This window comes from Prolixibacter sp. NT017, from assembly GCF_009617875.1.
Taxonomy (GTDB): domain Bacteria; phylum Bacteroidota; class Bacteroidia; order Bacteroidales; family Prolixibacteraceae; genus Prolixibacter.
This window is the reverse complement of the sequence record NZ_BLAV01000001.1, coordinates 1,808,705-1,833,736: the sequence shown is the minus strand read 5'-3', so window position 1 is coordinate 1,833,736 and position 25,032 is coordinate 1,808,705. Positions and strand designations below refer to the sequence as shown.

The following is a 25,032-nucleotide window of genomic DNA, read 5'->3' as shown; positions in this document are numbered from 1 at the left end:
CTTTACTTTTTATTCTTGTTTCGTCGCCCCGGAGGTGTCGGCATGAACGGACTCCTGGCTTCTTCCGATGAATTGTCTGCCAGTTTCTTCTCACTCATCGACAGTACGACCTTTTCTCCTTTTTTCAGACCGGAAAGAATCTGCACATCGGTTCCGTCGTTGATGCCGGTTTTTACGGTTACCGGATGGAGCATCACACCATCTTTCACCCATACATGTTGCTCTTTCTGTCCGTTTTCGTCCTGTTTTTCACCGGAAGGTGACAAGGTTTTCCCTTTGTTGGGTTCAATTGCCATCGCTGCTTTACGCGGACGGTCGTTTTCAGGAAGTTGGCTCATGTAGGCCTGCATCAACTTTGGATCGGGTTTGAACAATAGTGCCTGGACCGGAACTTTTAGTGCATCGTTCGATTCCTTTACGAAGATGGTGGCGCTGGCCGTCATTCCCGGCAGCAATTTCTTGTCGGGGTTAGGAGCCGAGATGATAACGGTAAATGTTACCACGTTATTGGTCGTCACCGGCTCTAATCGTATTTCGGTTACCGTACCCGCGAATTTCATATCAGGGTAAGCGTCTACCGTGAATTCCACCCGCTGACCGTCCCGCACCTGGCCAATATCGGCTTCGTCCACGTTGGCTTCCACCTGCATTTGTGTGAGGTCGTTGGCGATAGTGAACAGCGTCGGGGTGTTGAAACTGGCGGCAACGGTCTGCCCTTCGTCAACGGCACGGTTGAGTACGACGCCATCAATGGGCGAATAAATCGTCGCGTAATCGAGGTTCGTCTTACTTTTGTCGTACCCCGATTGAGCGCTGATGACGTTGGCTTTGGCCTGCTCGTAATTGTAGACCGCCTGGTCGTAATCGGTTTGCGAAATCAGTTGTTTCTCGTATAAGGGTTTCAGCCGTTCGTAGTTGGCCTTTTGGTATTTCAGTTCCGCTTTTGCATTGTCGAGCGTAGCCCGGGCCTGGTCAAGCGAAAGCCGTAATGGTTCTTCATCGATTTTGGCCAGCACCTCTCCTTTTTTTACATGCGAGTTAAAATCGACATACAGTTTTTTGATGCGGCCCGAAACCTGCGTACCGACTTCTACTGTTTGAATGGCCTGAAGGGTTCCGGTGGCGGTTACCGTATTGCTGAGGTAACCGGTGTCGGCCGTAGCCGTCTTGAAATCGATGGTTTTATCCTTGTCTTTCATGACATTGCTCACCAGCAGCCCGCCTATGGCAATCACCGCAATGGCCGATATAATAATTATAGTCTTCTTTTTCATGTGTGTTGATATTATAGGGTTAACGGTATTCCCGAATAGAAATCGAGGATTTTATAGTCGAATATCAGGGTGTATTTCGATTGCAGCAGATTGCTCTGAGCGGTAATCTGATTGGTTTTCTGTACCAGGAAATCCACCGAGTTGATAAGTCCCTGGCGAAACTTTTCTTCGGCCACCAGGTACGACTCATTGGCTGCGTCGTATTTCTCCACGCTGGCTTCGTACTGAATCTGTGCCGATTTCACGTCGGTACAGGCCTGCTCAATCTCTTTCCGCAACTGGTTTTTCACATCGATTTCCTGTAGCTCGGCATTCTGTGTCCCGATTTGCGCCAGCTCTACATTCGACTTGACCTGCTTGTTATCGAATATCGGGATGGACAGGCTCAGTCCCACCGAAGGCGTCAGCTTATCGCTGAGCTGGGTGCTGTAACCCGAACCGGTCAGCAGGCTCGAATAACCCGTATTAACTCCGGCATCCAACGACAGTTTGGGTAGATATCCCGCTTTGGCGATGTTCACGTCAAGGGCAGCGCTCTGCTTGTTCAGCTCCACACTTTTCACTTCGGGTTTAAAACCCAGGGCTTTCAGGTAAACATCCTGCGGATTGGGGCTGCGTTGCTGATTGACCAGCGAATCGAGCACCGGGCGCACCACGTGGAAGTTATCGGTAACCGGAAGCTCCATCAGCTGCATCAGGTTCAGGCGGGCAATGGCCAAATCCTTTTCGGCGTTCGCCAACGTCAGTTTCTCACTGGCCAGCTCCGATTTCACCTGCAGGTATTCCGACTGGGAAATCACCCGGAGCGATAGCTTTTCCTTGGCCAGTTCTACCTGCCCCTGTGTCGACTGAATCTGGTTTTGGGCATTGGTCACGGCTTCCTGCGCATAGAGCACCTGCAGATAGGCGTTCAGAATATTCAGGCTCACGGTCTCCTTATTGGTCTGAATATCGTAGTTGCTGCTTTGCAGGTTCAAATCGGCCTGCTTGATGGCATTGGTCAGCTTCGAGCCGTTGAAGAGCGTCAGACTGGAGTTCACACCGTAGTCGGTGCTGTTGGCCCCTGCGTAATTATCGTTAATGCCGTTGCTCTTGCTCCAGCTGAAATGCTGATTGACCGATGCATTGAGGGATGGCAGCTGATTAGCTCTTGCCTGGTCGGCATAAACTGTGTTGCTTTGGTAGGTTAGCTCACTCCCCCGCACGGTGACATTCTTTTTCAATGCATACTGAATACAGTCCTGCAAATTCCAGTGGATCGAGTCGGCCGGTTGCGCCGAAACACCCGAATTGGAGAAATACAGGATGATGATTCCGATGATGGAAATATGCCTGATGATTGTTCTCATGCTTTCGCGTTTTGATTTTACCGAAAGGTAGTTTCCGGCAAAGCCGATTGAAAGCAGAATAGACCGGGCCAGGGATTTTATCGACGAAGGGAAGGATTTTATCGAAGGAAAATTACACGAAACGAAGTTCGACGAAGCCAATTGCACTTCGAGGTTGCAGGGAAGCAGAACAATGAATTCCCGTATACTGCCGATAGCTCCCGGCCACGATATATCGTGGCCCTACCTGCCCGGCAACGGACGGAATATCGAAGCCGAACAACAATAACGACAGGAACAACAGAAACAATTCAAACCGCGAAGCGCAACCTGAAACCTGAAACTTGAAATCGTCCAACGTCGAATTTCAAAGGTCTAAAGTCACCTCCTAACAACAGCAACCGCGAAACTCATCCGTGGAGGTTTCTTAACACTCTTTCCAACCTGAAACTTATCATGTCTTCTGTCTCTCCTCTCTTATCTATAATTAAAACCTGCTATACAATACCCGGGAAAAGAGATTTTTTTTGCCCATATTACTACCCCATTCGTGTAAAGCGAAAACACCGCTGATAACCGGTGAAATGCAACTGCCCCATTAACGGGAACGCTAAAACCTGTGTAATGAATCAAAATGCCAAAACCAAAAAGGAACTCATCGTTGAGTTGCAGGAGCTGCAACAGAAATACCAATCGTTAAAGAAGGAATACGACAAAAACATCGCGGGTCGGAAGCAGGCCGATTTGGATTTGCAGAAAAGCGAAGAGCGCCTTCGCGAAATTAACAAGACGGATTGGGTATGGGAGGTCGACAAAAATGGCGTGTATACCTACACGTCGCAAACCGGCATCGATATGTTCGGCTCTTCGCCGGATGATATCATCGGGAAGACCCCGTTTGATTTTATGCCGCCGGAAGAAAAGGAACGCATCGCCCCGCTGTTTGCAGAGATTGTCGACAAAAAAGCTCCCATTAAGGATATGGAGAACTGGGTCATCACCAAAGATGGTGAATTACGCTGCGTTCTCACCAATGGCGTTCCCATTCTCGACGAAAAGGGAAATTTAAAAGGCTACCGGGGCGTCGACCGGGATATCACCGAAAGGAAGAAAGCCGAAGCCGAAATCAAGCGCATGAATGAAGAACTGCTGATTAGCAATGCCGAAAAAGACAAATTCTTCTCCATCATCGCCCACGATTTGCGCAGCCCGTTTAACAGCTTTCTGGGCCTGACCCAGGTTATGGCGGAAAACCTGCAGGACCTGACCATGGAAGAGATACGCAAGTTCTCGTTAACCATGCGCGACTCGGTTTCGCACCTGTACCGCTTGCTCGAAAACCTGTTGCAGTGGTCGCGCATGCAGCAGGGAATGATCCTGTTCAACCCGGAAATCATTCCCCTCTGCTCCATCATCATCGACAGCCTGGATATTTTAGCAGAACCGGCCCAGGCCAAAGAGATTGAGATCACCTGTGCCATCCCCAATAACCTCGAGGTATTCGCCGATGTAAATGTGGTGCAGACCATCATCCGCAACCTGGTTTCCAATGCGATAAAATTCACGCCCCGCGGCGGAAAAGTCGACATTGCAGCCCAGGTATTGCCCGACCGTTTTATCGAAGTATCCGTTGCCGACACGGGAATTGGGATGGACCGGGAGATGCTGGACAAGCTGTTCCGCCTCGACGGGAAAGTCAACCGCGAAGGAACCGAAGGAGAAACCAGCACCGGACTCGGTTTGATTCTCTGCAAGGAGTTCATCGAGAAACAAGGTGGAAAGTTATGGGTGGAGAGTGAGGTAGGAAAAGGCTCTGTCTTCTATTTCACCCTGCCTTTTGGCGAAGAATCGGAAAAGCGCAACCTGGGCGAAAACGGAGCCATTGTTTCCGAACCGGACGATGAAGACGGTAACCTGAAAGTGCTGATTGTTGAAGACGATGAAACATCGGAGTTAATCATATCCATTGCCGCGAAGATGTTTGGCAACGAAATTGCTTTGGCAAAAACCGGTGAGGACGCGGTGATAATTACCCGCGGCAATCCCGATATCGATTTGATTTTGATGGATGTGCAGATACCCGGTTTGGATGGCTACGAGACGACCCGTCAGATACGGGAATTCAACAAAGATGTCGTCATTATCGCCTTAACCGGCTTTGGTTTTACCGGCGAACGCGAGAAAGCCATCCAGGCCGGATGCAACGACTACTTCTCCAAACCGGTGAACAAGTACAAGCTAAAAGCCGTCCGGCAGAAGTATTTCAGTAAATAAACGAACGATGCTCCACCCCTATATCCTGGCAGGTTCTCGCAACCTGTCAGGATTTTTTTGTATGTCCCTACGGGACAATTTAATTCAGCCCAATGGCAACGCCTTGGGGATATGACAACCATCATTTCCTGCGCCCTGCAGGGGCCGGGTTATCATTAATGCTACGCCATTACCATTGCGGTCGAGACAGCGATTCTTTTTCAATCATAGCCGTTGTGCTACCGCATATACGTTCCGTTTCCATAACCCGGGGTTTCGCCCCGGACTGAAGTCAGTTGGCCTTTCAGGCCGAAAAAAACATACACCAAATTTTGTCTGATGGATTTGGAACAGCCCCCTTGCCGGGGCGTGCCATCACCAACAGAGCGAAGCTCGATGAAAGCCCGGAGCCCTAACCCGATGTAATTTCGCGATCTAAAAACTTTATGGGAGCCTCCCAGCCGTATTTTTTCGATCTGAAAACTTTTTGGTCGATGTCCAGCTATATTTTTCCGATCTGAAACGTTTTGGGAAGCACCCCAGCCAAAAATTCCCGATCTAAAAATTTTTAGGGACCTATTCCAAACCTATTTACCGACCTAAAACTTTTGGGGAACCCGAACAGAATATTTTTTTCGATCTAAAACTCTTCAGGGACCAATTCAGAACCTATTTACCGACCTAAAACTTTTTAGGGGCAAAATCCGGAATGATTTACCGACCTAAAAGTCTTCAGAAACAACTTTTGGAGCAGTTCGCCTCCCTAAAAGCTTTCAGGAGTGAATTCAGAATCAACTCGTCGACCAAAAAAATTTTAGAAATACGATCGGGAGCGCTTGACCGGCAAGAGAATTTTTGGGCGACGCGATCAAAATCAGTTTGGCCCGTAAAATTCCTGACGAACCTGGCGGGAAAAAATTTTCGTTTGTCGGATTTTTCAGAGGACGAACGGTTGCCTATGTTTAAAAGGAGGGATTGGATAGAGAGTGATATAGCACTTTATTTTATTGGGATTTTGCTGTGTTTTATTTTATATGAACGTTGGGGTGTTGAAAAGTTATTGGGTGAAGGACAATGTCGGATACGAAAAGAAAGTGGTGAATCGTTAATTTAGAGAACCAGTGAAACAAAAAGATGAAAGACAATCTAAATGGTACCGAAAGATTGGGTTATATCCCTTAATTTTGAAATAATAAGTCACTATAAAGCAAAACAAACGTTAACCCTCTAATTGAATTTCAATCAATCTACTTCATGAAAATCAATCACATCGACCATATCGTCCTGACCGTTGCCAACATGGCGGCAACCATCGAATTTTACACCGAAATACTCGGTATGGAACTGGTGGTTTTCGGGGACAACCGGAAAGCGTTGTCGTTTGGAAGGCAGAAAATCAACCTGCACCCAAAAGGCAAAGAGTTTGAGCCCAAAGCCTCCGCTCCCACCTGCGGCTCGGCCGATATTTGTCTTATCAGCACCACCGCCATTGAAGAGGTACAGGCCGAACTCATCAGCAAGGGCGTAAAGATTGTCGAGGGCATTGTGGAACGGACCGGCGCAACCGGGAAAATCCGCTCGCTTTACCTCCGCGACCCGGACGGCAACCTGATTGAGATTAGTAATTATGCGTAAATTTTTGGAAACACTCATCTTTACCACATGAACAACATCCTCACCGGCCTTCGCGAAGAACTGCAAAGCAATGCAACTGAAGAAACCCGGATATCGGGGCAGCGATTCTTCAAGGGAGAACTAAAATCGTACGGCGTGAAAACGGCGGTCGTCAGTAAAATCAGCAAAGAGTACTGGAAAGAGCTCAAAACAGAGAGCAAAACCGATATTTTTGCCCTGTGTGACCAGTTGTGGCAGTCGGGCAACCTGGAAGAGTCATTTGTAGCCTGCAACTGGGCTTACTCCCTTCGCAAACAGTACGTTCCGGAAGATTTCATTGTGTTCGCGAAGTGGATAACCAATTATGTCAACAACTGGGCTTCGTGCGATACATTGTGCAATCACACCATCGGCGACTTTGTAATGATGTATCCGGAGTTTCTGGCGCAACTAAAGGCGTTTGCGCGATCTGAAAACCGCTGGGTGAAACGCGCCGCTGCCGTTTCGTTGATTATCCCGGCACGAAGAGGTCTGTTTTTGGAAGACATACTAGCCATCGCGGACATTTTACTCCTCGACACGGACGATCTGGTGCAAAAAGGTTACGGCTGGATGCTGAAAGCCGCGAGTCAGGCCCACCAGCAGGAAGTATTCGACTATGTGGTGCGCAACAAGGCGATGATGCCCCGTACAGCGCTTCGGTATGCTATAGAGAAGATGCCGAAGGAGATGAAAGCGGTGGCGATGGCGAAATAGAAGAGGTTTCAGGTTGGGCTTCGCGGTTCCTGTGGTTTCTTTTGTTACTGTTGTGGAAAGAGTTTTTAGGTGGTAAGAAACCTCCACGGATGGACACGGATTAAATTCACGGATACACACGGATGAGTTTCGTGGTTGCTGTTGTTAGGAGGTGGCTTTAGACCTTTGACGTTTGACTTTATATCCTATACCTTACTCCTTACACCTCTTCAATTATTCATTACACATTATTCATTATTAATTGATTAAAGGGTTTCAGGTTGCGCTTCGTGGTTGCTGTTAGATAAGCCCCCAATCGCCCACTCTCCACTTCACCCTTTCTCCCATTCTCAGCTTGAGTTTCCGTTGAAAATACTATCTTTCGTTCGCCTGAAAAATGGCGGTTTACTGAACGATAATAAACAAAAACCTCTGATACATGCAGTTATTCTCATCCATCCGTTTGATTCGTATTTTGCCGCTTGTAGTGGCCGGAATCATGGGCTTCGCTCCGATTGTCAATGCACAAAACAGCCCGGTGATAGCCGACGGCGCCCAGTTGAAATTGATTCCCGGCAAGTTTTCCTTTACCGAAGGGCCGGCAGCTGACGCCAAAGGAAATGTTTATTTCACCGACCAGCCCAACAACAAAATCTGGAAATACAGCACAGCCGGCAAACTATCGGTTTTTATGGACAATGCAGGACGTTCGAACGGAATGTATTTCGACCGGAAGGGGAATCTCATCACCTGTGCCGATTTGCATGACCAGCTTTGGTCGATTTCTCCCGATAAGAAAGTAACCGTGCTGATAAAAGATTTCAAGGGACACCGGCTCAACGGTCCCAACGACGTATGGATTGCCCCAAAAGGCGGCATGTATTTCACCGACCCATACTATCAGCGTGACTATTGGAAACGCAAAAAACCAGCAATCAAAAAGCAGCGTGTTTACTACCTCACGCCCGACCGTCATAAGGTGATTATTGTTGGTGACGACCTGGTGAAACCCAACGGCATCATTGGCTCACCGGATGGCAAACAGTTGTATGTCGCCGATATAGGCGCCAACAAAACGTACGTGTATCAGATTGAAAAGAACGGTCACCTGACCGACCGGAAGCTATTCACCGACATGGGCTCGGATGGCCTCACGCTCGACGCGGAAGGCAATCTCTACCTCACCGGAAAGGGTGTGACCGTCTTCAACAAGCAGGGGCAAAAGATTGACCACATTGACGTGAAACAGGACTGGACAGCCAATGTAACTTTCGGTGGACCTCATTTTAAAACGTTGTTTATTACCGCCAGTCATGGTTTTTACAAGCTGCCGATGAAGGTGAAAGGAGCAGGAGCAATGAGAAATGAGGAATGAACAATTATTAAATAGTTACAGATTGTGCTCCGCGGTTTCTGTAGTTTCTGTGGTTCCTGTTGTCGGGCTTCGTATTTCGGGTTACAGGTTGCGCTTCTACTTTGCTTTTGCCTTTGGCCCGTTTTCTTTTGCTAAGAAAGAAGACACCAGACTCCAGACGATAAAACTCAGATAGATTACTCATTATTCATTAGGCTGAAGGCATGCACGCAATTCGTATTTTCATTGTTGGCTGCCCTCGGCCGTTAGCCGGATTGTTAACCTTGTTGCCTTTATCACGTTAAAAGGCTAAAACCTACACACCTGAAACATGAATAAAGGACGTTTGGAAGCCTTCAGCGACGGAGTGCTGGCGATTATCATTACCATTATGGTACTGGAAATTAAAGTACCCCATGGTCATGAGCTGGCTGATTTGAAGCCGCTAATCCCGGTATTTCTGAGTTATGTACTGAGCTTTATCTACGTGGGAATCTACTGGAACAATCACCACCACATGATGCACACCGTGAGGCGGGTGAATGGCAGCATTTTATGGGCCAATTTGCATCTGCTTTTCTGGCTTTCACTCATCCCGTTTGTGACGGGCTGGATGGGCGAAAATCAATTCAGCCCCACGCCTCTTGCCTTGTATGGGGTAGTCCTGTTAATGGCTGCGATAGCCTATTTCGTCCTGCAAAACCTGATCATCAAAAGTCACGGACATACTTCTCTTCTGGCAAAAGCCATTGGAAAAGATATCAAGGGGAAAATATCGCCGATATTGTACCTGATTGCCATCGGTTCCAGCTGGTTGAGTCAATGGCTTTCCGGAGGTATATACATTCTTGTCGCCCTCATCTGGCTGATTCCTGATAAGCGGATAGAACGGACAATTGCAGAAACCTCTTCCAAACATTGATGTATTCGATTTCTATCCGAAACGAAGAGCTCTTCTTGTGATGTCCCCTGCAAATTGTGTAAGTTTGCCGATTCATTTCAGAATGTAACCGCGAACAAAAACAGAACTCATGTCTTTTAAAGGAATTATTTTCGATTTGGATGGTACGTTGCTCGATACCATCGAAGATATTGCCGATTCGATGAACCGGGTGCTCAGCGAGAACAACCTGCCCACCCACGATAACGAGGCTTATCGGCTATTTGTCGGTAGTGGTATCAGAAACTTAGTAAGGGAAGCTTTGCCCGAATCGCAACGGGATGAAGCAACCATCCGGGCTTACTTCGAAACAATGTACAGTCTTTACAAGAAAAATTGCGTTAACAAGACCCGTCCGTACGATGGGGTTACCGATTTGCTGGACGAACTGTCTGCCCGCGATTTAAAACTCGCCATCCTTTCCAACAAAGCCGATGAAATGACGCAACAGACCGCCAGAACACTTCTTCCCGAAGAGTATTTTACCATCATCGCCGGGCTGACAGATGAAAGTCTGAAAAAACCCAACCCGCAGAAAGCGCTCCAAATGAGCAAGGAAATGGGGATCGACCCGAAAGAGATGATTTACGTAGGCGACACGGACGTGGATATGCAAACTGCCAATAACGCCGGAATGTACGCCGTTGGTGTTCTGTGGGGTTTTCGGGGTGAAGAAGAGCTGCGCGCCAACGGTGCGAAGAAAACCGTTGCACATCCTTCAGAGTTGATGACATTACTATAGCAATCGTCAACGTTTTTCTCTTTTGCTTTCGGGTTCTCTGTTAAAGTTCTTAATTTCAAGGGAAATAACTTCTTCCGAACCTGAAACGAGAAATCATGCCGAAAGCTGAAGAGATTCTTGACGGACTACATGCCATTGCAAATGATTATGTCACGCTGGCTAAAATCTGGCATCTCCTTTTCTATATTTTGATTGTCGCCCTGCTGGCTGGTTGGAAACCTTCGAACCAGTTACTGGCAAGCATTTTGTGCCTTCCGTTGCTGACGGTAGCTCTGCTGGCCTGGATGAGAGGAAATCCCTTTAATGGAACTTCGTTTACCGTTTTGGCCATCATAGTCTTCATTTTTAGCATGCAAATATCTGGTTTACCTGTAACTATGTCGCAAAAGCCGTTTGTCGTAGCCGGAATCCTCATAATGGCTTTTGGTTTGGTTTATCCCCATTTCATCGAAACCAATTCTCACATCGGTTATCTGTACGCCTCGCCCGCTGGTTTAATTCCCTGTCCCACCCTGTCGGTTGTCATTGGATTTCTATTGGTTTTTAACGGGTTGAATTCAGCCTACATCTCATTGGCTTTCGTCATTGCCGGACTCTTTTATGGTTTGTTTGGCTTACTGAAGCTGAAAGTACAACTCGACCTGTTCCTGGTAGTCGGGGCCGTTGTGTTATTGATCAAATATTTTTCGCTGAACTGAACTTAAAGAATATAATTTACGTAAGAATATTCAATCACAAACAAAACACCCTGATGATGCTCAGATATATCATTAAAGTACTGCTAACCTCTATCCTGATTGTTACCATTTCGGAAGTTGGAAAACGCAACTCGATTATGGCGGCCATATATGCGTCGCTTCCGCTGACTACGTTTTTGGCTATGATTTGGTTGTATCTTGACACGCATGACGTTGGAAAAGTTATGAGTCTTTCCTGGAATGTTCTTCTGGCTGTTATTCCCAGTTATGTCTTTTTAATTTCCTTTCCCCTGTTAGTCAAAAGTGGGCTCAGCTTTTGGATTGCCTTATTTCTTTCCGTGATCTTTACCGCCCTGGCATATTGGCTATATGTGATGACATTGAAATATTTTGGCATCCATATCTAATCAATCGGAAATTAACTCCAACTTAAAGAAACCGCCGGATTTCCTCTATTTGTTTTGTAAAGAGTTGGTAAATCCGGAGAGGCACTTAATTTTAAGGACAAAAGCAAACGGGCTCCATATCCGGATTAAATAGGTTTGGATTTAACAGCCCTTACCAATCTGCTGCCTTATGATGCCTTTACTAATTGTCCTGACGGGTGTTCTCCTGCTCCTGCTGTTGATTACGGTGTTCAAGCTCAATGCCTTTATTTCGTTCACGTTGGTTTGCCTTTTTGTTGGACTGGCCATGGGGTTACCTCTCAATGCCATTATCGATGCATTGAAAAAAGGAATGGGCGAAACGCTCGGCTTGCTGGTGTTGATTCTGGGATTTGGAGCCATGCTGGGTAAACTCGTGGCCGACAGCGGTGCGGCACAGCAAATTACTCAAACATTGGTCGGAGCCTTTGGTTTGAAGCGAATCCACTGGGCCCTGATGTTAACCGGCTTTATTGTCGGTATCCCCATGTTCTATTCCGTCGGCTTTGTCATCCTCATACCCATCGCCTTCACCATTGCCGAGGCAACGGGGCTTCCTTTGCTCCTGGTCGGGTTGCCTATGCTGGCGTCTCTTTCAGTAACACATGGCTATCTGCCGCCACACCCCGCTCCCACGGCCATAGCAGCCATGTTTCATGCTGATATCGGTGATACCATGATGCTCGGTTTGCTCATTGCCATTCCGGCCATCATCATCGCCGGACCGATACTCTCTCCCCGCTTCAAAAAAATCAAAGCGAAACCGCTGGCGGATTTTACCGGCCATGAAGTATTGGACGAAAAGGATCTACCGTCAACATTCATCAGTATTCTGACCGCTCTGATGCCCGTTATTCTGATTGCTTTTTCGGGAATAGCAAATCATTTCATCCCAAAAGAAAACGCCATTTATCCATACATTGAAGGCATTGGGAATCCAGTTCTGGCGATGTTGCTCTCCGTACTTTTTGCTATTTGGTCGTTGGGCGTCCGTCGCGGAAAGCGTATTCCCGACATCATGGACCGGCTGGCACACGCTGTATCCAGTATCGCTATGATATTGCTGATTCTGGCGGGAGCCGGAGGTTTAAAAGAGGTACTGGTCGCCAGCGGCATCAGTGAGTATTTGGGAGAATTGCTCCGGCATTCGCAGATGTCTCCGTTGTTCCTCGCCTGGCTGATTGCCGCGGTCATTCGGGTGTCAGTCGGCTCAGCCACCGTAGCCGGAATGACAGCAGCTGGGATCGTTCTTCCGTTGGCATCGCTACCGCACGTGTCGCCCGAACTAATGGTACTGGCCATTGGTTCAGGAAGTTTAATGCTGTCGCACGTGAACGATGGTGGCTTTTGGATGTTTAAAGAGTACTTTAACCTTTCGGTGAAAGAAACCTTTATGACCTGGACAGTAATGGAAACGACCATTTCACTGGTCGGTCTGGCAGGTGTTTTTATCATCAATCATTTTATATAAACCAAACTAAGATGAGCACAGTAGAAGAAAAAATTAAAGCACTGGGACTGGAATTACCACCCGCTCCTCCGTTAGGCGGCATCTATCGTCCGGTCGTTATTACCGGCAACCACCTTTATGTTTCCGGACAAGGCCCGCTGAAAAGCGACAAGCAATTAATCAAAGGGAAAGTTGGACGCGATTTAACGGTGGAAGAAGGTCAAGTCGCTGCCCGTCAGGTAGGGCTGGCTATGTTGGCAACCATCAAAGCGCGAATCGGGGATTTGGGGAAAATCAAACGTCTGATTAAAACGCTGGGAATGGTCAACTGTTACCCTGAATTCGAACAACACCCCCAAGTCATCAACGGTTTTAGCCAGTTTATGGTCAATGTTTTTGACGAAGAAAACGGCAAAGGTGCCCGCAGCGCCGTTGGTGTGTTTCTTCCCGGCAACATTGCTGTGGAGGTAGAATGTATTTTCGAACTACACGAAGAAGCCTGATATGTGGTATTCTGTTACCAATGAATCATCTGTTTTTACGCCGTCCGTGTTGCTTTACCCTGACCGGATAGAAGAAAATATCAAGAGAATGATTGCGATGGCGGGTGATGTCAAACGGCTGCGTCCGCATGTGAAGACTCACAAGATTGCCGAGATTATTCAGCTACAGGTGCAGATGGGAATCCGCAAATTCAAATGTGCGACGCTGTCGGAAGTAAAAATGGTGGCTGAAAACGGCGGCGAAGACATCTTGCTGGCTTATCCGCTGCTCGGTCCGGCAATTAACTGGTTTCTGGAATTCACCAATCGTTTCCCGAATATCACTTTTGCCGTCACCATCGACTCGCTAGCAGCAGCCCACGTGCTCGACACCGCGGCTTTTCAGAAAGGCCAAACGGTTCGGGTTTTCATCGACCTGGACACCGGCATGCACCGGACCGGAATCATTCCTGGTTTGGCCGAAATTATAGTCGATTTTATTCATGGTAGTAAAAATCTTCGTTTTGCAGGTTTTCACTTTTATGACGGCCATGTTCATGAAATAGACTTAGCGGAGCGGAAGGCTCATATCGACCGTGACTACGAAAGCGTCGCTCAGCTGGTGAAGAATGTAAAAGAGAAAGGGATCGACGTGGAAGAAATCGCTTGCGGCGGGACACCAACATTTCCTGTGCACGTGCAATATCCGGAACGGACGTTGTGTCCGGGAACACCCATTCTTTGGGACGCGGGCTACACCGAAACCATCCCCGACCTCGACTTTCTGCCGGCTGCCGTTATTGCCGGAAGAGTCATCAGTAAACCTCATGGCAATGTCTGCTTCGATTTGGGTTATAAGGCATTTGCGTCGGAAATGCCACATCCGAGACTGCAATTTCTCGATTTTGAGCCCGGAGAAGTGGTCAATCACAGCGAAGAACACCTGGTAGTAGCTCCCGACCGGGAAGAGGATTTTGAGATTGGGGAGCTGGTCTACGCCCTGCCAAAGCACATTTGCCCCACGATGGCGCTGCACGAAAAAGTGTATGTGGTCACCAATCACCAGGTAACCGGAACCTGGGACGTAACCGCCCGAGAACGAATTTACTAAACAGCTAATAGATAAATGAAAAACGACAAAATATTGTGCTTCGACGCTCACCTGGACATCTCAATGAACGCCATGGAGTGGAACCGCGACCAGCGATGGACGGTTGAACAAATCCGCGAAAGCGAAAAAGGCATGACCGACAAACCCGATCGCGGCCGAAACACCGTTTCATTTCCGGCCTTACGGGAAGGAAATGTTGGGCTGGTGGTCGCTACTCAGATTTCAAGAGTCGTGAAGCCGGGAAGTCCCATTCCGGGCTGGTATTCACAGGAGCAGGCCTGGGCGCAAACACAGGGCCAGTTGCAATGGTACCGTACCATGGAAGAAGCCGGCGAAATGAAGCCGATTGTAGACAGTCAAACCTTAGATGAGAGTCTTGCATTGTGGGAAAAACCGGATGGGAAAGCCCCTGTTTGCTATCTGCTTAGCCTGGAAGGTGCTGATTCCATCATTTCGATGAATCACCTGGAAAGAGCTTACAACTATGGCTTACGGGCCATTGGTCCGGCACATTATGGTCCGGGAGTCTATGCCAACGGAACGGATTCTTCCGGCAGGCTAAACGCAAAAGGGGTCGAACTGCTGAAGACCATGGAAGAACTGGGTATGATTCTGGACATGACCCACCTGAATGACGATGCCTTCTGGCATGCGCTGGATATATACAAGGGAAGCATTTGGGCCAGTCACAACAATTGCCGCCATTTTGTTGACCATAACCGGCAATTCAGTGATAACATGATAAAGGAACTCGTTAACAGAGATGCGATTATTGGTGTGGCACTCGATGCGTGGATGATGGTGCCTGACTGGATTCGTGGTGTTTCCACCCCCAAAGACCGGAATGTGACACTGGACATCATGGTCGATAACATCGATCACATCTGTCAACTAGCCGGCGATTCGCTGCATGCGGGGATTGGCAGTGATTTGGACGGAGCCTTTGGTAATGAACAGTGTCCGTACGACCTCGACACCATTGCAGACATACAAAAGTTACCGGCCTTACTCAAAAAAAGAGGCTTTAATGATGAAGATGTGCAAAACATCATGCACGGGAATTTCATTCGGTTTCTGCAATCGTATTTTGATTAGGCGTAAAGAAATGACTGGTTTAATTTGGTGCTGTTTTCAGGAATAGAATACTGAAACAAACCGGATAGTGTGTATTTGTAATGGAAATCTGACGCCCCCAGTTAGCTTGTGAAATGCTGATTTCATGAATTATACTTACCCATGGTAGGTCAATATCATTCCTTTTGTTCGTTTTAAGCAATACACAATAAATAAGGCTACACTACGGTTATTAAATTACAGATGAGTAAATCTGGACTATGGTGCAATGAACGAACATAAAAAAGCCTGAATACAAAGCCCGACTTTAAACCGCTACTCCTATTATCCATACATGAATAACAAATCTTCATACATAGAATTAGAGAAGCAAAACGAAGAACTCAATAAAACGAGTAACAAACGTCTGAAACAGCTGCTCGAAAATTCGTTCGACATGATCGTGCTGTTAGATTCGAATGGCATTCAGCATTATGTAAGCGAATCCTGTGAGAAGATTCTGGGTTATCGTCCCGACGAACTGATACAAATACCGGTTATTGAGCAATTGATTCATCCCGAAGATCAGGAAAAAGTATCTCTTGCCTTTCAGGATATTATAAAAAATTCGACCAACGGAGGGACGCAGTACAGACACAAGCATAAAAACGGAGGCTGGGTTTATCTTGAGGCTGTTGGTTCCAACCAAATTGATAATCCACTGATTCAATCTGTCATCCTGAATGTCCGTGACATTACGGAACGCAAGAATGCAGAAGCTGCGCTGATTGAGAGTAAAGCCCGTTTAAGCGAACTCAATGCCACCAAAGACCGTTTTTTCTCCATTATTGCCCACGACTTGAAGAGTCCGTTCAACAGCATTTTCGGGTTCAGCGAACTTCTGGTCGAACAATTGGCCAGGAAAGACTACCAGGGAGTTGAAAAATTCGCCGCCGTCATCAATCATTCCTCTAAGCAAGCGATGGATTTACTGACAAATTTGTTGGAATGGGCACGCGCACAAACAGGCAAAATTGAATTTAATCCGGAATACATCGAACTGGTAACCTTAGTTAATAATGTTACTGAATTATTTAATGATTCAGCACAGCAAAAATCTATCACCATTTTCAAAGACTTACCTCACAATATTCCTGTTTTTGCAGATAGATACATGGTTGGTACGATTTTGCGGAACCTGATATCAAATGGAATTAAATTCACTCATCCAGGAGGAAAAATACGCATCCGCACCGAACAAAATGAGAATCAATTAACGGTATCGGTTACCGATAATGGTGTTGGGATTGAAAAAGAAGCCATCGACAAACTGTTCCGGATTGAATACAGCTATTCTACAACTGGTACAGCCAGGGAATCGGGAACCGGGCTCGGATTATTACTTTGCAAGGAATTTATTGAAGTGCATGGAGGTAAGATATGGGTGGAATCTGAACCAGGAAATGGCAGTACATTTTGTTTTACGCTACCCATCACTTAACCGGGCGGTTATCTGCTCGAACAAATTATGCAATCGCAAATTGAATACAAAATAACGGTTGGTCTCTCCTTTACGAAAAAAAGCTCCCCTGTTCAGTACAAGGGAGCTTTTCTGTTCATTCATTTTTGATTTTTAGAACATCGGCAACACCGGTTTGGTACCCATGATTTCGTCAATCCGGTCTTTTACCTCCGGCGTAAGTTTCGGATACACCTCCAGAGCCTTCAGGTTTTCTTCCAGCTGCTGTTTCCGGGTCGCACCCAAAATAGCAGTCGTCACATTCGGATTACTAATCGTCCAGGCAATTGACAGGGTAGCCAGTGAAGTTCCCAGCTCATCTGCCACATTCTGCAGGTTACGGACCCTTTCAACTTTATCGTCGTTCAGGATGTTGTTTTTCAGCCATTCCATCTTTTTGTCATCCAAACGGGAGCCTTCCGGGATACCATCGTTGTATTTTCCCGTAAGGAGACCCGAAGCCAGCGGGCTCCAGATGGTTGTTCCCAAACCGACATCCTTGAAAATCGTCAGGTAATCTTTTTCCAGTTTGGTGCGCTCGAACAAGTTGTACTGCGGCTGCTCCATGGTTGGGCCAATGAGGCGGTACTTTTCGGCTACCATAAACGCCTCCATAATCTCGGCAGCGCTCCATTCCGATGTTCCCCAGTAAAGAATTTTTCCCTGTTGAATCAGGTGATTCATCGTCCAAACCACTTCTTCTATCGGTGTTTCCTTATCGGGACGGTGGCAGAAATACAAATCGAGGTAATCGGTTTGCAAACGCTGCAATGCTTCGTTACAGGCTTCCACCAGGTGCTTGCGAGACAGACCGCGTTGCGTCGGCTTGTTGTCTTCGCCATGAATACCAAAAAATACCTTGCTGGACACCACATACGAAGTACGGTCCCACTGTTTCTTCTTCAGGACACGTCCCATCATCTTTTCGCTTTCGCCCATGGCATAGGCTTCTGCATTATCGAAAAAGTTGATACCGCGGTCATAGGCCAGTCCCATCAGCATATCGGCTTTGCTGTCGTCGATTTGCTGATGAAAGGTCACCCAGCTACCCAGCGATAGCGTACTCAGTTTTAATCCGGATTTTCCGAGTCTTCTATATTCCATTGTTTTTATATTTTGATTTTATAAAGGTTTCGAATGAAATCCCTACCGGGAAAAACAAAACGAAGAAAGGAAAGGTTCAGAAGGCATACAGGAACGCCTGTAAAAGAAAAACTCCCTGACGGATACATCCCGACAAAGAGCTTTCACAAAATATTTCGATAATTGTCTTCTCTTATAAAACCTTCGGCAGATTATTCATGAAATACTGTGTGTTCTTCACCTCGTATTCTTCCGGCGCCTTTTTCCAATCCATGTCAATGCGGACAACCGGAGAAGACAACAAAGCGCCAATCTCATTTTTGGTCAATGTTATCGAACCACTGTAGTAGGAAATGTTGTAGTTGTCGAAAAAGTGGTCTTTAAAGCCCGGGTTGTATTGAAATTTCAACTCCTGACCACTCGCCAACACAAATGTTACGTCTTTCACATCTCTCATGAAACCAAAATACCGATTGGCATCTCCAACGGCTGCAGCCCATTCCAGTTGAATGGATATCACTCCTTTTTCATTCACACACTCAGCACTACAACGCATCCGTCCTTTTTCTTCGCCAAAGAAACGGGCCAGTCGCGGACTGGAAACATCGACGATTTGCTCTTTCAGCGTAGAATCAACCCGGCTCGAATCAATCTTCATGGACCAGGAAGCCTGTTTAGCTGCTGGTGCCGGAGCAACCGCAGCCTGCTGTGGCTGAGGATTGGGATTCGGGAGCGTATCTATAATCGTTTGTCCTTCGTCGTATTTCCAGGTTCCGTTGGGAAACAGCAATACCTTGTTACCGGACGCAGTAGTCGCCCTGATTTGAGCCGAAACCTTACCGCCTACCAGTAACATCAACAGAAAAGCAATAGCGTAAAATATTCTCATGGCAATGAATTTCCGTCTAAAATACAAACTTTATCCGCTCATTCGTCCGGAAAACGCAGATTACTTACCTGCCAAATGTGCTTTTAAATCTTCCACAAACGGCAGCAAATGATCGACGGTAACATGTTCCATTACCACAATTTTGAACCAGTTCGGCGCGTGGTGACTATCGGGAACCAGACCATATTTTTCGACCAGTTCGACCGGAATACTGGCGGCCCGCATGGTCACCAGGTTCGATGACGGATTTCGGTAAAAGGGCACATTCAATTCTTCCAACTGATTACAAAGCCATTCGGTGCGGTAATTCAGAATGTGAATCTTCTCAAACCAACCGTGAGGGCCGTAAGTCTGCAGAATCATCCAAACGGCGATGGCATTGGCGCCGGAACGGCTTCCGATGATGGTAGCGTCCATTCCCTGAACATACTGCGCCTCCTCGGTGGTAGCATATTTCATCCAGCCTTTCCTGATAAGAAAAACACCGGTACCGAACGGAGCCTGCACCATCTTGTGTGCATCCAGCGTGAATGAGGTAATCTCCGGATTCCGGAAAGTCAAATCCTCATCGGCCGTACTGAACGGATAAACGAACCCACCATATGCACCATCGATGTGAATCTTGTATTCGACGCCGGCTTTTTTCAGTGCATTGACATAGGTATCGATTTTATCGACCGAACCGAACATGGTGGTCATCATATTCGAAACCACAATAAAATAGCCGATTCCGTTGGCTTTCGCCTCCTCCAGCTTTTGATCCAGCACTTCGGGTTGGATTTCGCGGGTGGTATCATCGACGGGAACAGAAATTACCGGCAAGTTCATGATGTTACCGGCTTTCGGCATCGAGTAGTGTGAATCGGCCGAGCAGAGAATAGCAATCTCACTGTTCTTCGCTCCTTTTTCGCGTAAGAAAAAATTGCGGTAAATCCAGATAGCCTGCATGTTGGCTTCCGTTCCTCCGGAAGCAATGTAACCATCCTGTGCATCCGGCTCACCTTTCAGAATATCTTCGGCTACCAGCGCAATTAATTCGCGCTCGATCTGCTGCGTTCCGGCAAAAAACTGCTCCGAATCGCCCAATGTATGACAGCCAATATGGTTCGGATTGTGCACCATGGCCGACAGAAACGGCGCATCTTTCAGGTAAGTGGCATCCTGGTTAAACACATTTTCATCGAGGTGCGAAGCCGGAATTCCCAGCGTAGTTCGCTCTTTATAATTGACATTCCGGTTCAGGGCGCCAAATACGCGCTCCCTAATCTCATTTCCGGTTAGCTTTTTCCAATATCGCATAGTCCAATTTTTATCCGGAACAAAGATAAAGAAGCAAACAACGAAGGGATGTGATGGATGTCAGAAAAACGGATGATTGCTCAATTCTACCGGTCTTCGCTGTAAACTGCTTCCCGTTTTTCCTGCCGCCTGTAGTGATTATTCGCCAGGTACGAGCGGTAAAAATTGAAGATTCCTCCCGTTAAAAAGAAAATACTGCCTACAATGTATTCCCAGGCCATGTAGCTGTAAAGCTTCTGCTGAAAAGCGGTTTGCTTGTGACTCCATAGATAAGGAACCGAGGCCAGTAAGAAGATAACAGCCCCGATGGTGAAACAGATGGCAGTGGCATTCATTAACTGAAGGGTAAACAGCGAGCCGGCCTGGATAATCTGAATGACATTGATGAAAGCCCCAACCAGGAAAAGCAGGCTTCCCCAGATAAAACACCAACTTCCGGCCACAACAAAATCAATTTGCGAAAGAAAAAACAAACTCCCGACGATAAACAGCACCGTTCCGGAAACATAAACCACAGCGGCAAACAATTCTATTCGCTCCCAAAACGAAGCATTCTCGCGGCTTCGCAGGTAAGCAGAAGCTTCGAACAAATCGTGAACCGTCACAATGAGGTAAACCAGCGAGCCACCAAAGAAGATCCACGCGCCGGTATTGGCATAGTGCGCGTACTTCGGCAGGAAGAAAATGCTGCCCAGAACAAAGGTGAGCCCGCCCAGCAAATACAAAACCGAGTTGACCGACTCCCAGCTAAAATGCCTCGAGCCGGCGGGTTCGTCAATAAAAAGATTGTGTTGTCGGGGGCGATTGGTAAACAGATGCGGCATACCCTTGGCTGATTTTCTATTTTCTGGTCTGCCAAAGTAATGAAATGCGAACAATTCGCCGAAAGAAAACTCGATTGATGGGTTATTTCTTCAGCATTTCACCGGTTCTTAAATAATGGTTGATAGCCTTCTCCCACCAAATCATGCTTCCGCGGAAACTGTCTTCGAATTTCGTTTTGAGCCACTCATTTTTCTGGTCGTTCAAGGCAGTATACTGATAAGAAATCCGGGATGTGGTTGTTCCGTCTTCCCTTCCGTTTAATCGGATATTGATTCGAACAACCTCTTCTTCCGGGGTAACCCGGACAAATTCGATTTTGAAGTTGATTTTATCATAAACCGTCACATACCAAATGGTGTCGTGCTGACCGTGATGTGGCGTCGAAAAAACGCAACCCTCTTCTATCAACCCCGATTCCGAGTGAATCATGGTGTAATCCCAGCCGTCAAGCCAGTCTTTTTTCCTTACCGGGCAGAGCAACGGAAAGACCTCTTTCGGTGCGGCCAGGTTAATTTGCTGGTAGGTTTTGGATACCTGAATTCCCTGAAATTCCATTTTTATCAGTATTAGTTACCAGTTATAAAGCTTTCAGCGTGTAAAAACCACCTCCATAATCAACTCATAACCGCCGCCAACCACCGGGTACTCCATTTTCAGGATGACTTTGTCCTCACTCACCCGGGTAAAGGTTTGTACCAGCAGCGTGTTGTGCCAGTTCATGGCCAGGGTATCATCATCCAGGAACTCACAGGAGGCATCCAGGAAGTTACCCGAATTTTCGAACCACCAGTAGCGGTAAATCTCCGTTTTTTCGTCCCAAGCAAAAATTCCCTTGGCCTCGCCGCCGGAGGCAGTGGCATAATCGAACACCACGTAGCGGCTGTTCATCTCTTTGGTAAATTTACCCACGCCGGTGTCGGTTCCGGCCGAGCTCAAACTGCTTTCCGGGATGGTGTAAGCCAGGTTCCATTCGCCAAGTAAAAAGTTAAAACGGTTCATCATTCGTGCAGGCATATGAGGTTATTTTTAATTGATTATTACCATGAATTGGTGGCCGGTGAAAGCGCTTTCGGTCCGGCTGTTATCGTATCGGACACAACCGAAACACCTTTTCTGTGCGACAGCTTCCGGTTGCGGTCCCACGTTCCGGTTCATCTTCCGGCGCAACGTTCGTTTACCGGCGCCCGGAGTTGATTTCTTCAAGCCGCGTGTTCGTTGCGCGGGGGCCGGAGTTGTTTTCCTTGCTCGCCAAGTAGTTTGCGCTGCGCACCGGGTAGTTTTCTTTGCCAGCCGGGTAGTTTGCGCGGCTCACGGTGTTTATTTCTTTGCCGCCGACTGACTTTGCGTCACCCGATGCTGCCATTGCGTCAGTCGCCGGGTAGTTTGCACGCCCCGCGATCATGTCTGCGCCATTTCGGTTCATCTCTGCACCAGGTTTTACGCGGTTTTCGCTGCCCGGGGCCATCGGTTAAATGGTCCACTGCAGCCCCAGATACGAACTAAAGATACTCGCATGAGCAACACTGTGCCCTACTGAAAACAGCAAATGGGTTTTCTCACTAAAGTTAACAAAACCTCCCAAATCGAAACCTGTGGTCGATTGGCTTTCGTCTGTACCGGCCGATTGGAAGTAAATTTCCCCGCCAAGGGTCACCGTTTTGGAAAAATCGTACTGCATCTCCCAGCCGGCAAACGTCGAATTCCGGTTTCCCGTACCCGGATTAATCTGGTAGCCCACACCCCCGTAGGTCGTTAGTTTGTTCCACGACTTCTGGGCCCACACCGGCAAAAATGTTTTCACCTTGCCGTTGCTAAACGTGTTGTTCTTCACGGTAGGAACTTCCACAATCGGGAAAACCCCCACTTGTGGCCGGTTCTTTGTTTCTTTCAGAAAACAATACTTCATCCCCAGTTCGGTATCAGCATATCCAAATTGCGTTTGTTGGTGCGAGTCAGTTGAATAATTCAGCGGAACCAACAGATGAACCTGCATGTGAGGGATAAGGCCATAATTTACTTCAAAATGAGGAAGTGTCCCGGACCAGGATGTGGACTCATACGTGCTGACGGAAGATACATAGTATTCCCAATGCCCTAATGGAACCGGCACGGGATCGTCAGTCTTGAAAGGCGGACCGGCATAAGCCTGATAACTTCCTGAAAATAGCAATATACACGCACCAACAACTGACCTTTGAACTCTTCCTTTCATCATATTCTATTTGCTAATTCACATTCAAAATCATCTGTTATCTATCAAAGTATTAAATGGATTTCAACTACACTATCTTCCCGTAAAGGATGCACATTAAAACAAGACACCTGTCCTTTTATGCAACAAATTGAATTTTGTTTCAGAAAACAACTCCATCCGCCCTTGTTTTAAGTTCTTCTTTGAAAAGCTCTGACAACACATTATGTGCACTTGGCATCGATGATTTAAATAACAACCAATAAATTTTGTAGTTGAGCGACCAAATGAAAGCCGATAACATCCGGTTATAGGAAATAACAATTTACAATTTGCATTCCTTATCCTGCAGCCTTTATTTTGTATTGGAACTGAAGAACCCAAAGCCCGTCAAACGACTTTGCTACCATCCGCTAACCAATCCTGTGAAATTAAATCTGCTTGCACTGAAACCGGTTGTTTATCAATGACCCATGTTGAATTATTTAATTTCAAATACCATGAATCGCAGAATCGAAAAAGGAATTAAAGAAGTAGACGCAGCAACCGCCTACGAGAAAATCAAAAATGGTGCTATCTTGATGGACGTTCGCGAGTGGGAAGAAATTGACCAGGTTGCTTTTGGCGTTGACAATGTAATGGTGATACCCATCAGCGAATTCGGCACCCGGCTGGACGAAATTCCGCGCGACAAGGATGTAATTGTCGGTTGCCGGAGTGGTTCACGCAGTTACCAGGTTACCTGGTTCCTGACAGAACAAAATTACAGCAACGTTATCAACCTGAAAAACGGAATCATCAGCTGGGCACAAAGCGGACTTCCGATCAACGTTCGGGAAGCAGCAAAATGAAATTCAAATCCTGATGGTCTAATAACATCTCTGACTCAACATTATAAACCATGATTTTACCGTATGTCTATGCCCTCTTAAGCGGATTATTATCGGGCGGCGCCTTGGGAATGACCGGTGGCGGCGGGTCCATTCTGGCCGTTCCGTTATTGGTTTATTTAGTTGGTCAGGATGTTCACTTAGCCATCGGAACTTCATTGATTGCTGTGGGTGTCACCTCGTTGATTTCATCGGTTAGTTACATGCGGCAATCGCTGGTGAAGTTTCGTATCGCCATTTACATGGCCGCTCCGGGTATTGTCAGCACCTATTTGGGCGCTTTGCTCAACAAGCAGTTTAAAGGACCGGTCTTGCTACTCTTCTTCGCCCTGTTGATGATTTATATTGGCTACCTGATGACCCGGAAGAAGGCAGGTAACCCGGATGATCCAATTGAATCGGGGGGCATTAACTACTACCGGACTATAGCATTGGGCTTCGTAACCGGATTTGCCAGTGGCTTCTTTGGTGTGGGTGGCGGCTTCCTGTTGGTTCCGGCTCTGTACCTGGGTGCCCGACTGAAAATGAAAGAAGCCATTGCCACTTCCCTTTTTATCATCTTTCTTTTCGGAACCTTTGGACTGGCCAGCTATCTTATCCAGGGACGAGAGGTTAATTTTTTGATGAGTGCTGTGTTTGTTGTCGGAGGTTCGTTCGGCGGAATTATTGGTGCCTGGTATGCTAAACGGCTCAATCAGGCGCGGCTTCGCTACATCTTTTCTATTTTTATTATCCTTATCGGAATAGGAATATTTGCCCAAAACCTACTGAAGCTGATGTAATCCGGTTGCCCGGAATTCACATCTCATCTATTTTCCATCCATTCCCGTTCTGTGCTTTGCCCGAAAAGTCTTATTTTGACAGGCAAAACTAACGA

The 25,032-nt window shown here is 47.1% G+C and carries 26 protein-coding genes; 16 read left to right on the top strand and 10 right to left on the bottom strand.

The window, feature by feature from the left end; all coding sequences use genetic code 11:
- Window positions 1–2: 2 nt before the first annotated feature.
- Both GJU87_RS07645 and GJU87_RS07640 read right to left on the bottom strand, forming a co-directional pair.
- Window positions 3–1,274 (bottom strand): efflux RND transporter periplasmic adaptor subunit, encoded by a 1,272-nt coding sequence (locus GJU87_RS07645; RefSeq protein WP_153638986.1) that lies wholly within the window; start codon window positions 1,272–1,274, stop codon window positions 3–5.
- Between the two features lie 11 nt (window positions 1,275–1,285).
- Entirely contained in the window at window positions 1,286–2,623 is a 1,338-nt protein-coding gene (locus GJU87_RS07640) for a TolC family protein (protein ID WP_153638985.1), read from the bottom strand.
- A 603-nt stretch (window positions 2,624–3,226) separates the two neighbouring features.
- Here GJU87_RS07640 and GJU87_RS07635 point away from each other — a divergent pair.
- From GJU87_RS07635 to GJU87_RS07575, 13 genes are all read left to right on the top strand, one after another.
- Window positions 3,227–4,876 (top strand): ATP-binding protein, encoded by a 1,650-nt coding sequence (locus GJU87_RS07635; RefSeq protein ID WP_153638984.1) that lies wholly within the window; start codon window positions 3,227–3,229, stop codon window positions 4,874–4,876.
- A gap of 1,233 nt (window positions 4,877–6,109) precedes the next feature.
- Complete coding sequence (locus GJU87_RS07630; protein ID WP_153638983.1) at window positions 6,110–6,490, top strand: VOC family protein; 381 nt, start codon at window positions 6,110–6,112, stop codon at window positions 6,488–6,490.
- Between the two features lie 27 nt (window positions 6,491–6,517).
- A complete protein-coding gene (locus GJU87_RS07625; protein WP_153638982.1) occupies window positions 6,518–7,225 on the top strand; it encodes a DNA alkylation repair protein in 708 nt (235 codons plus the stop codon).
- A 418-nt stretch (window positions 7,226–7,643) separates the two neighbouring features.
- On the top strand, window positions 7,644–8,579 hold the full coding sequence (locus GJU87_RS07620) for an SMP-30/gluconolactonase/LRE family protein (RefSeq protein WP_153638981.1): 936 nt from the start codon (window positions 7,644–7,646) through the stop codon (window positions 8,577–8,579).
- Window positions 8,580–8,889: 310 nt separating this feature from the next.
- Window positions 8,890–9,480, top strand: a complete 591-nt coding sequence (locus GJU87_RS07615; protein WP_153638980.1) for a TMEM175 family protein — start codon at window positions 8,890–8,892, stop codon at window positions 9,478–9,480.
- 109 nt (window positions 9,481–9,589) lie between these two features.
- On the top strand, window positions 9,590–10,240 hold the full coding sequence (locus GJU87_RS07610) for an HAD family hydrolase (protein ID WP_153638979.1): 651 nt from the start codon (window positions 9,590–9,592) through the stop codon (window positions 10,238–10,240).
- A 95-nt stretch (window positions 10,241–10,335) separates the two neighbouring features.
- Window positions 10,336–10,938, top strand: a complete 603-nt coding sequence (locus tag GJU87_RS07605) for a hypothetical protein (RefSeq protein ID WP_153638978.1) — start codon at window positions 10,336–10,338, stop codon at window positions 10,936–10,938.
- A 53-nt stretch (window positions 10,939–10,991) separates the two neighbouring features.
- Window positions 10,992–11,345 (top strand): DUF3147 family protein, encoded by a 354-nt coding sequence (locus GJU87_RS07600; RefSeq protein ID WP_228491898.1) that lies wholly within the window; start codon window positions 10,992–10,994, stop codon window positions 11,343–11,345.
- Between the two features lie 169 nt (window positions 11,346–11,514).
- Window positions 11,515–12,834, top strand: a complete 1,320-nt coding sequence (locus tag GJU87_RS07595) for a gluconate:H+ symporter (RefSeq protein WP_228491897.1) — start codon at window positions 11,515–11,517, stop codon at window positions 12,832–12,834.
- 11 nt (window positions 12,835–12,845) lie between these two features.
- The gene (locus tag GJU87_RS07590) at window positions 12,846–13,316 is read left to right on the top strand and encodes a RidA family protein (protein WP_153638977.1); all 471 of its coding nucleotides are present in this window, start codon (window positions 12,846–12,848) and stop codon (window positions 13,314–13,316) included.
- 1 nt (window position 13,317) lies between these two features.
- Window positions 13,318–14,406: a D-TA family PLP-dependent enzyme gene (locus GJU87_RS07585; RefSeq protein WP_153638976.1), complete on the top strand. Its 1,089-nt coding sequence runs from the start codon at window positions 13,318–13,320 to the stop codon at window positions 14,404–14,406.
- 15 nt (window positions 14,407–14,421) lie between these two features.
- Complete coding sequence (locus GJU87_RS07580; RefSeq protein ID WP_153638975.1) at window positions 14,422–15,501, top strand: dipeptidase; 1,080 nt, start codon at window positions 14,422–14,424, stop codon at window positions 15,499–15,501.
- A gap of 313 nt (window positions 15,502–15,814) precedes the next feature.
- Window positions 15,815–16,960, top strand: coding sequence for a PAS domain-containing sensor histidine kinase (locus tag GJU87_RS07575; protein WP_153638974.1), 1,146 nt, complete (start codon window positions 15,815–15,817; stop codon window positions 16,958–16,960).
- Window positions 16,961–17,092: 132 nt separating this feature from the next.
- On the opposite strand, the gene GJU87_RS07570 is transcribed toward GJU87_RS07575, so the two are convergent.
- The 6 genes from GJU87_RS07570 to GJU87_RS07545 all read right to left on the bottom strand — a co-directional run bounded on the left by GJU87_RS07570 (window position 17,093) and on the right by GJU87_RS07545 (window position 22,088).
- Complete coding sequence (locus GJU87_RS07570; RefSeq protein WP_153638973.1) at window positions 17,093–18,082, bottom strand: aldo/keto reductase; 990 nt, start codon at window positions 18,080–18,082, stop codon at window positions 17,093–17,095.
- Window positions 18,083–18,254: 172 nt separating this feature from the next.
- Complete coding sequence (locus GJU87_RS07565) at window positions 18,255–18,950, bottom strand: hypothetical protein (RefSeq protein WP_153638972.1); 696 nt, start codon at window positions 18,948–18,950, stop codon at window positions 18,255–18,257.
- A gap of 60 nt (window positions 18,951–19,010) precedes the next feature.
- On the bottom strand, window positions 19,011–20,249 hold the full coding sequence (locus GJU87_RS07560) for a pyridoxal-dependent decarboxylase (RefSeq protein WP_153638971.1): 1,239 nt from the start codon (window positions 20,247–20,249) through the stop codon (window positions 19,011–19,013).
- 86 nt (window positions 20,250–20,335) lie between these two features.
- On the bottom strand, window positions 20,336–21,073 hold the full coding sequence (locus GJU87_RS07555) for a YrhK family protein (RefSeq protein WP_153638970.1): 738 nt from the start codon (window positions 21,071–21,073) through the stop codon (window positions 20,336–20,338).
- Window positions 21,074–21,155: 82 nt separating this feature from the next.
- Window positions 21,156–21,629, bottom strand: a complete 474-nt coding sequence (locus GJU87_RS07550) for a hypothetical protein (protein WP_153638969.1) — start codon at window positions 21,627–21,629, stop codon at window positions 21,156–21,158.
- Window positions 21,630–21,662: 33 nt separating this feature from the next.
- Window positions 21,663–22,088, bottom strand: coding sequence for a hypothetical protein (locus tag GJU87_RS07545; protein WP_153638968.1), 426 nt, complete (start codon window positions 22,086–22,088; stop codon window positions 21,663–21,665).
- Between GJU87_RS07545 and GJU87_RS07540 the strand changes: the two genes are divergently transcribed.
- Window positions 22,089–22,268 carry a hypothetical protein gene (locus tag GJU87_RS07540; protein ID WP_153638967.1) on the top strand — a complete coding sequence of 60 codons (180 nt, stop codon included), beginning with the start codon at window positions 22,089–22,091 and terminating at the stop codon, window positions 22,266–22,268.
- On the opposite strand, the gene GJU87_RS07535 is transcribed toward GJU87_RS07540, so the two are convergent.
- Together GJU87_RS07535 and GJU87_RS07530 are read right to left on the bottom strand one after the other, a co-directional pair.
- Window positions 22,249–22,497 (bottom strand): hypothetical protein, encoded by a 249-nt coding sequence (locus GJU87_RS07535; protein WP_153638966.1) that lies wholly within the window; start codon window positions 22,495–22,497, stop codon window positions 22,249–22,251. The genes GJU87_RS07540 and GJU87_RS07535 overlap by 20 nt on opposite strands.
- 45 nt (window positions 22,498–22,542) lie before the next feature.
- The gene (locus GJU87_RS07530) at window positions 22,543–23,289 is read right to left on the bottom strand and encodes a transporter (RefSeq protein ID WP_153638965.1); all 747 of its coding nucleotides are present in this window, start codon (window positions 23,287–23,289) and stop codon (window positions 22,543–22,545) included.
- A gap of 476 nt (window positions 23,290–23,765) precedes the next feature.
- On the opposite strand from GJU87_RS07530, the gene GJU87_RS07525 reads away from it, so the two are divergent.
- Both GJU87_RS07525 and GJU87_RS07520 read left to right on the top strand, forming a co-directional pair.
- Window positions 23,766–24,116 carry a rhodanese-like domain-containing protein gene (locus GJU87_RS07525; protein WP_194831472.1) on the top strand — a complete coding sequence of 117 codons (351 nt, stop codon included), beginning with the start codon at window positions 23,766–23,768 and terminating at the stop codon, window positions 24,114–24,116.
- 50 nt (window positions 24,117–24,166) lie between these two features.
- Window positions 24,167–24,937: a sulfite exporter TauE/SafE family protein gene (locus GJU87_RS07520; RefSeq protein ID WP_153638963.1), complete on the top strand. Its 771-nt coding sequence runs from the start codon at window positions 24,167–24,169 to the stop codon at window positions 24,935–24,937.
- Window positions 24,938–25,032 lie beyond the last annotated feature (95 nt).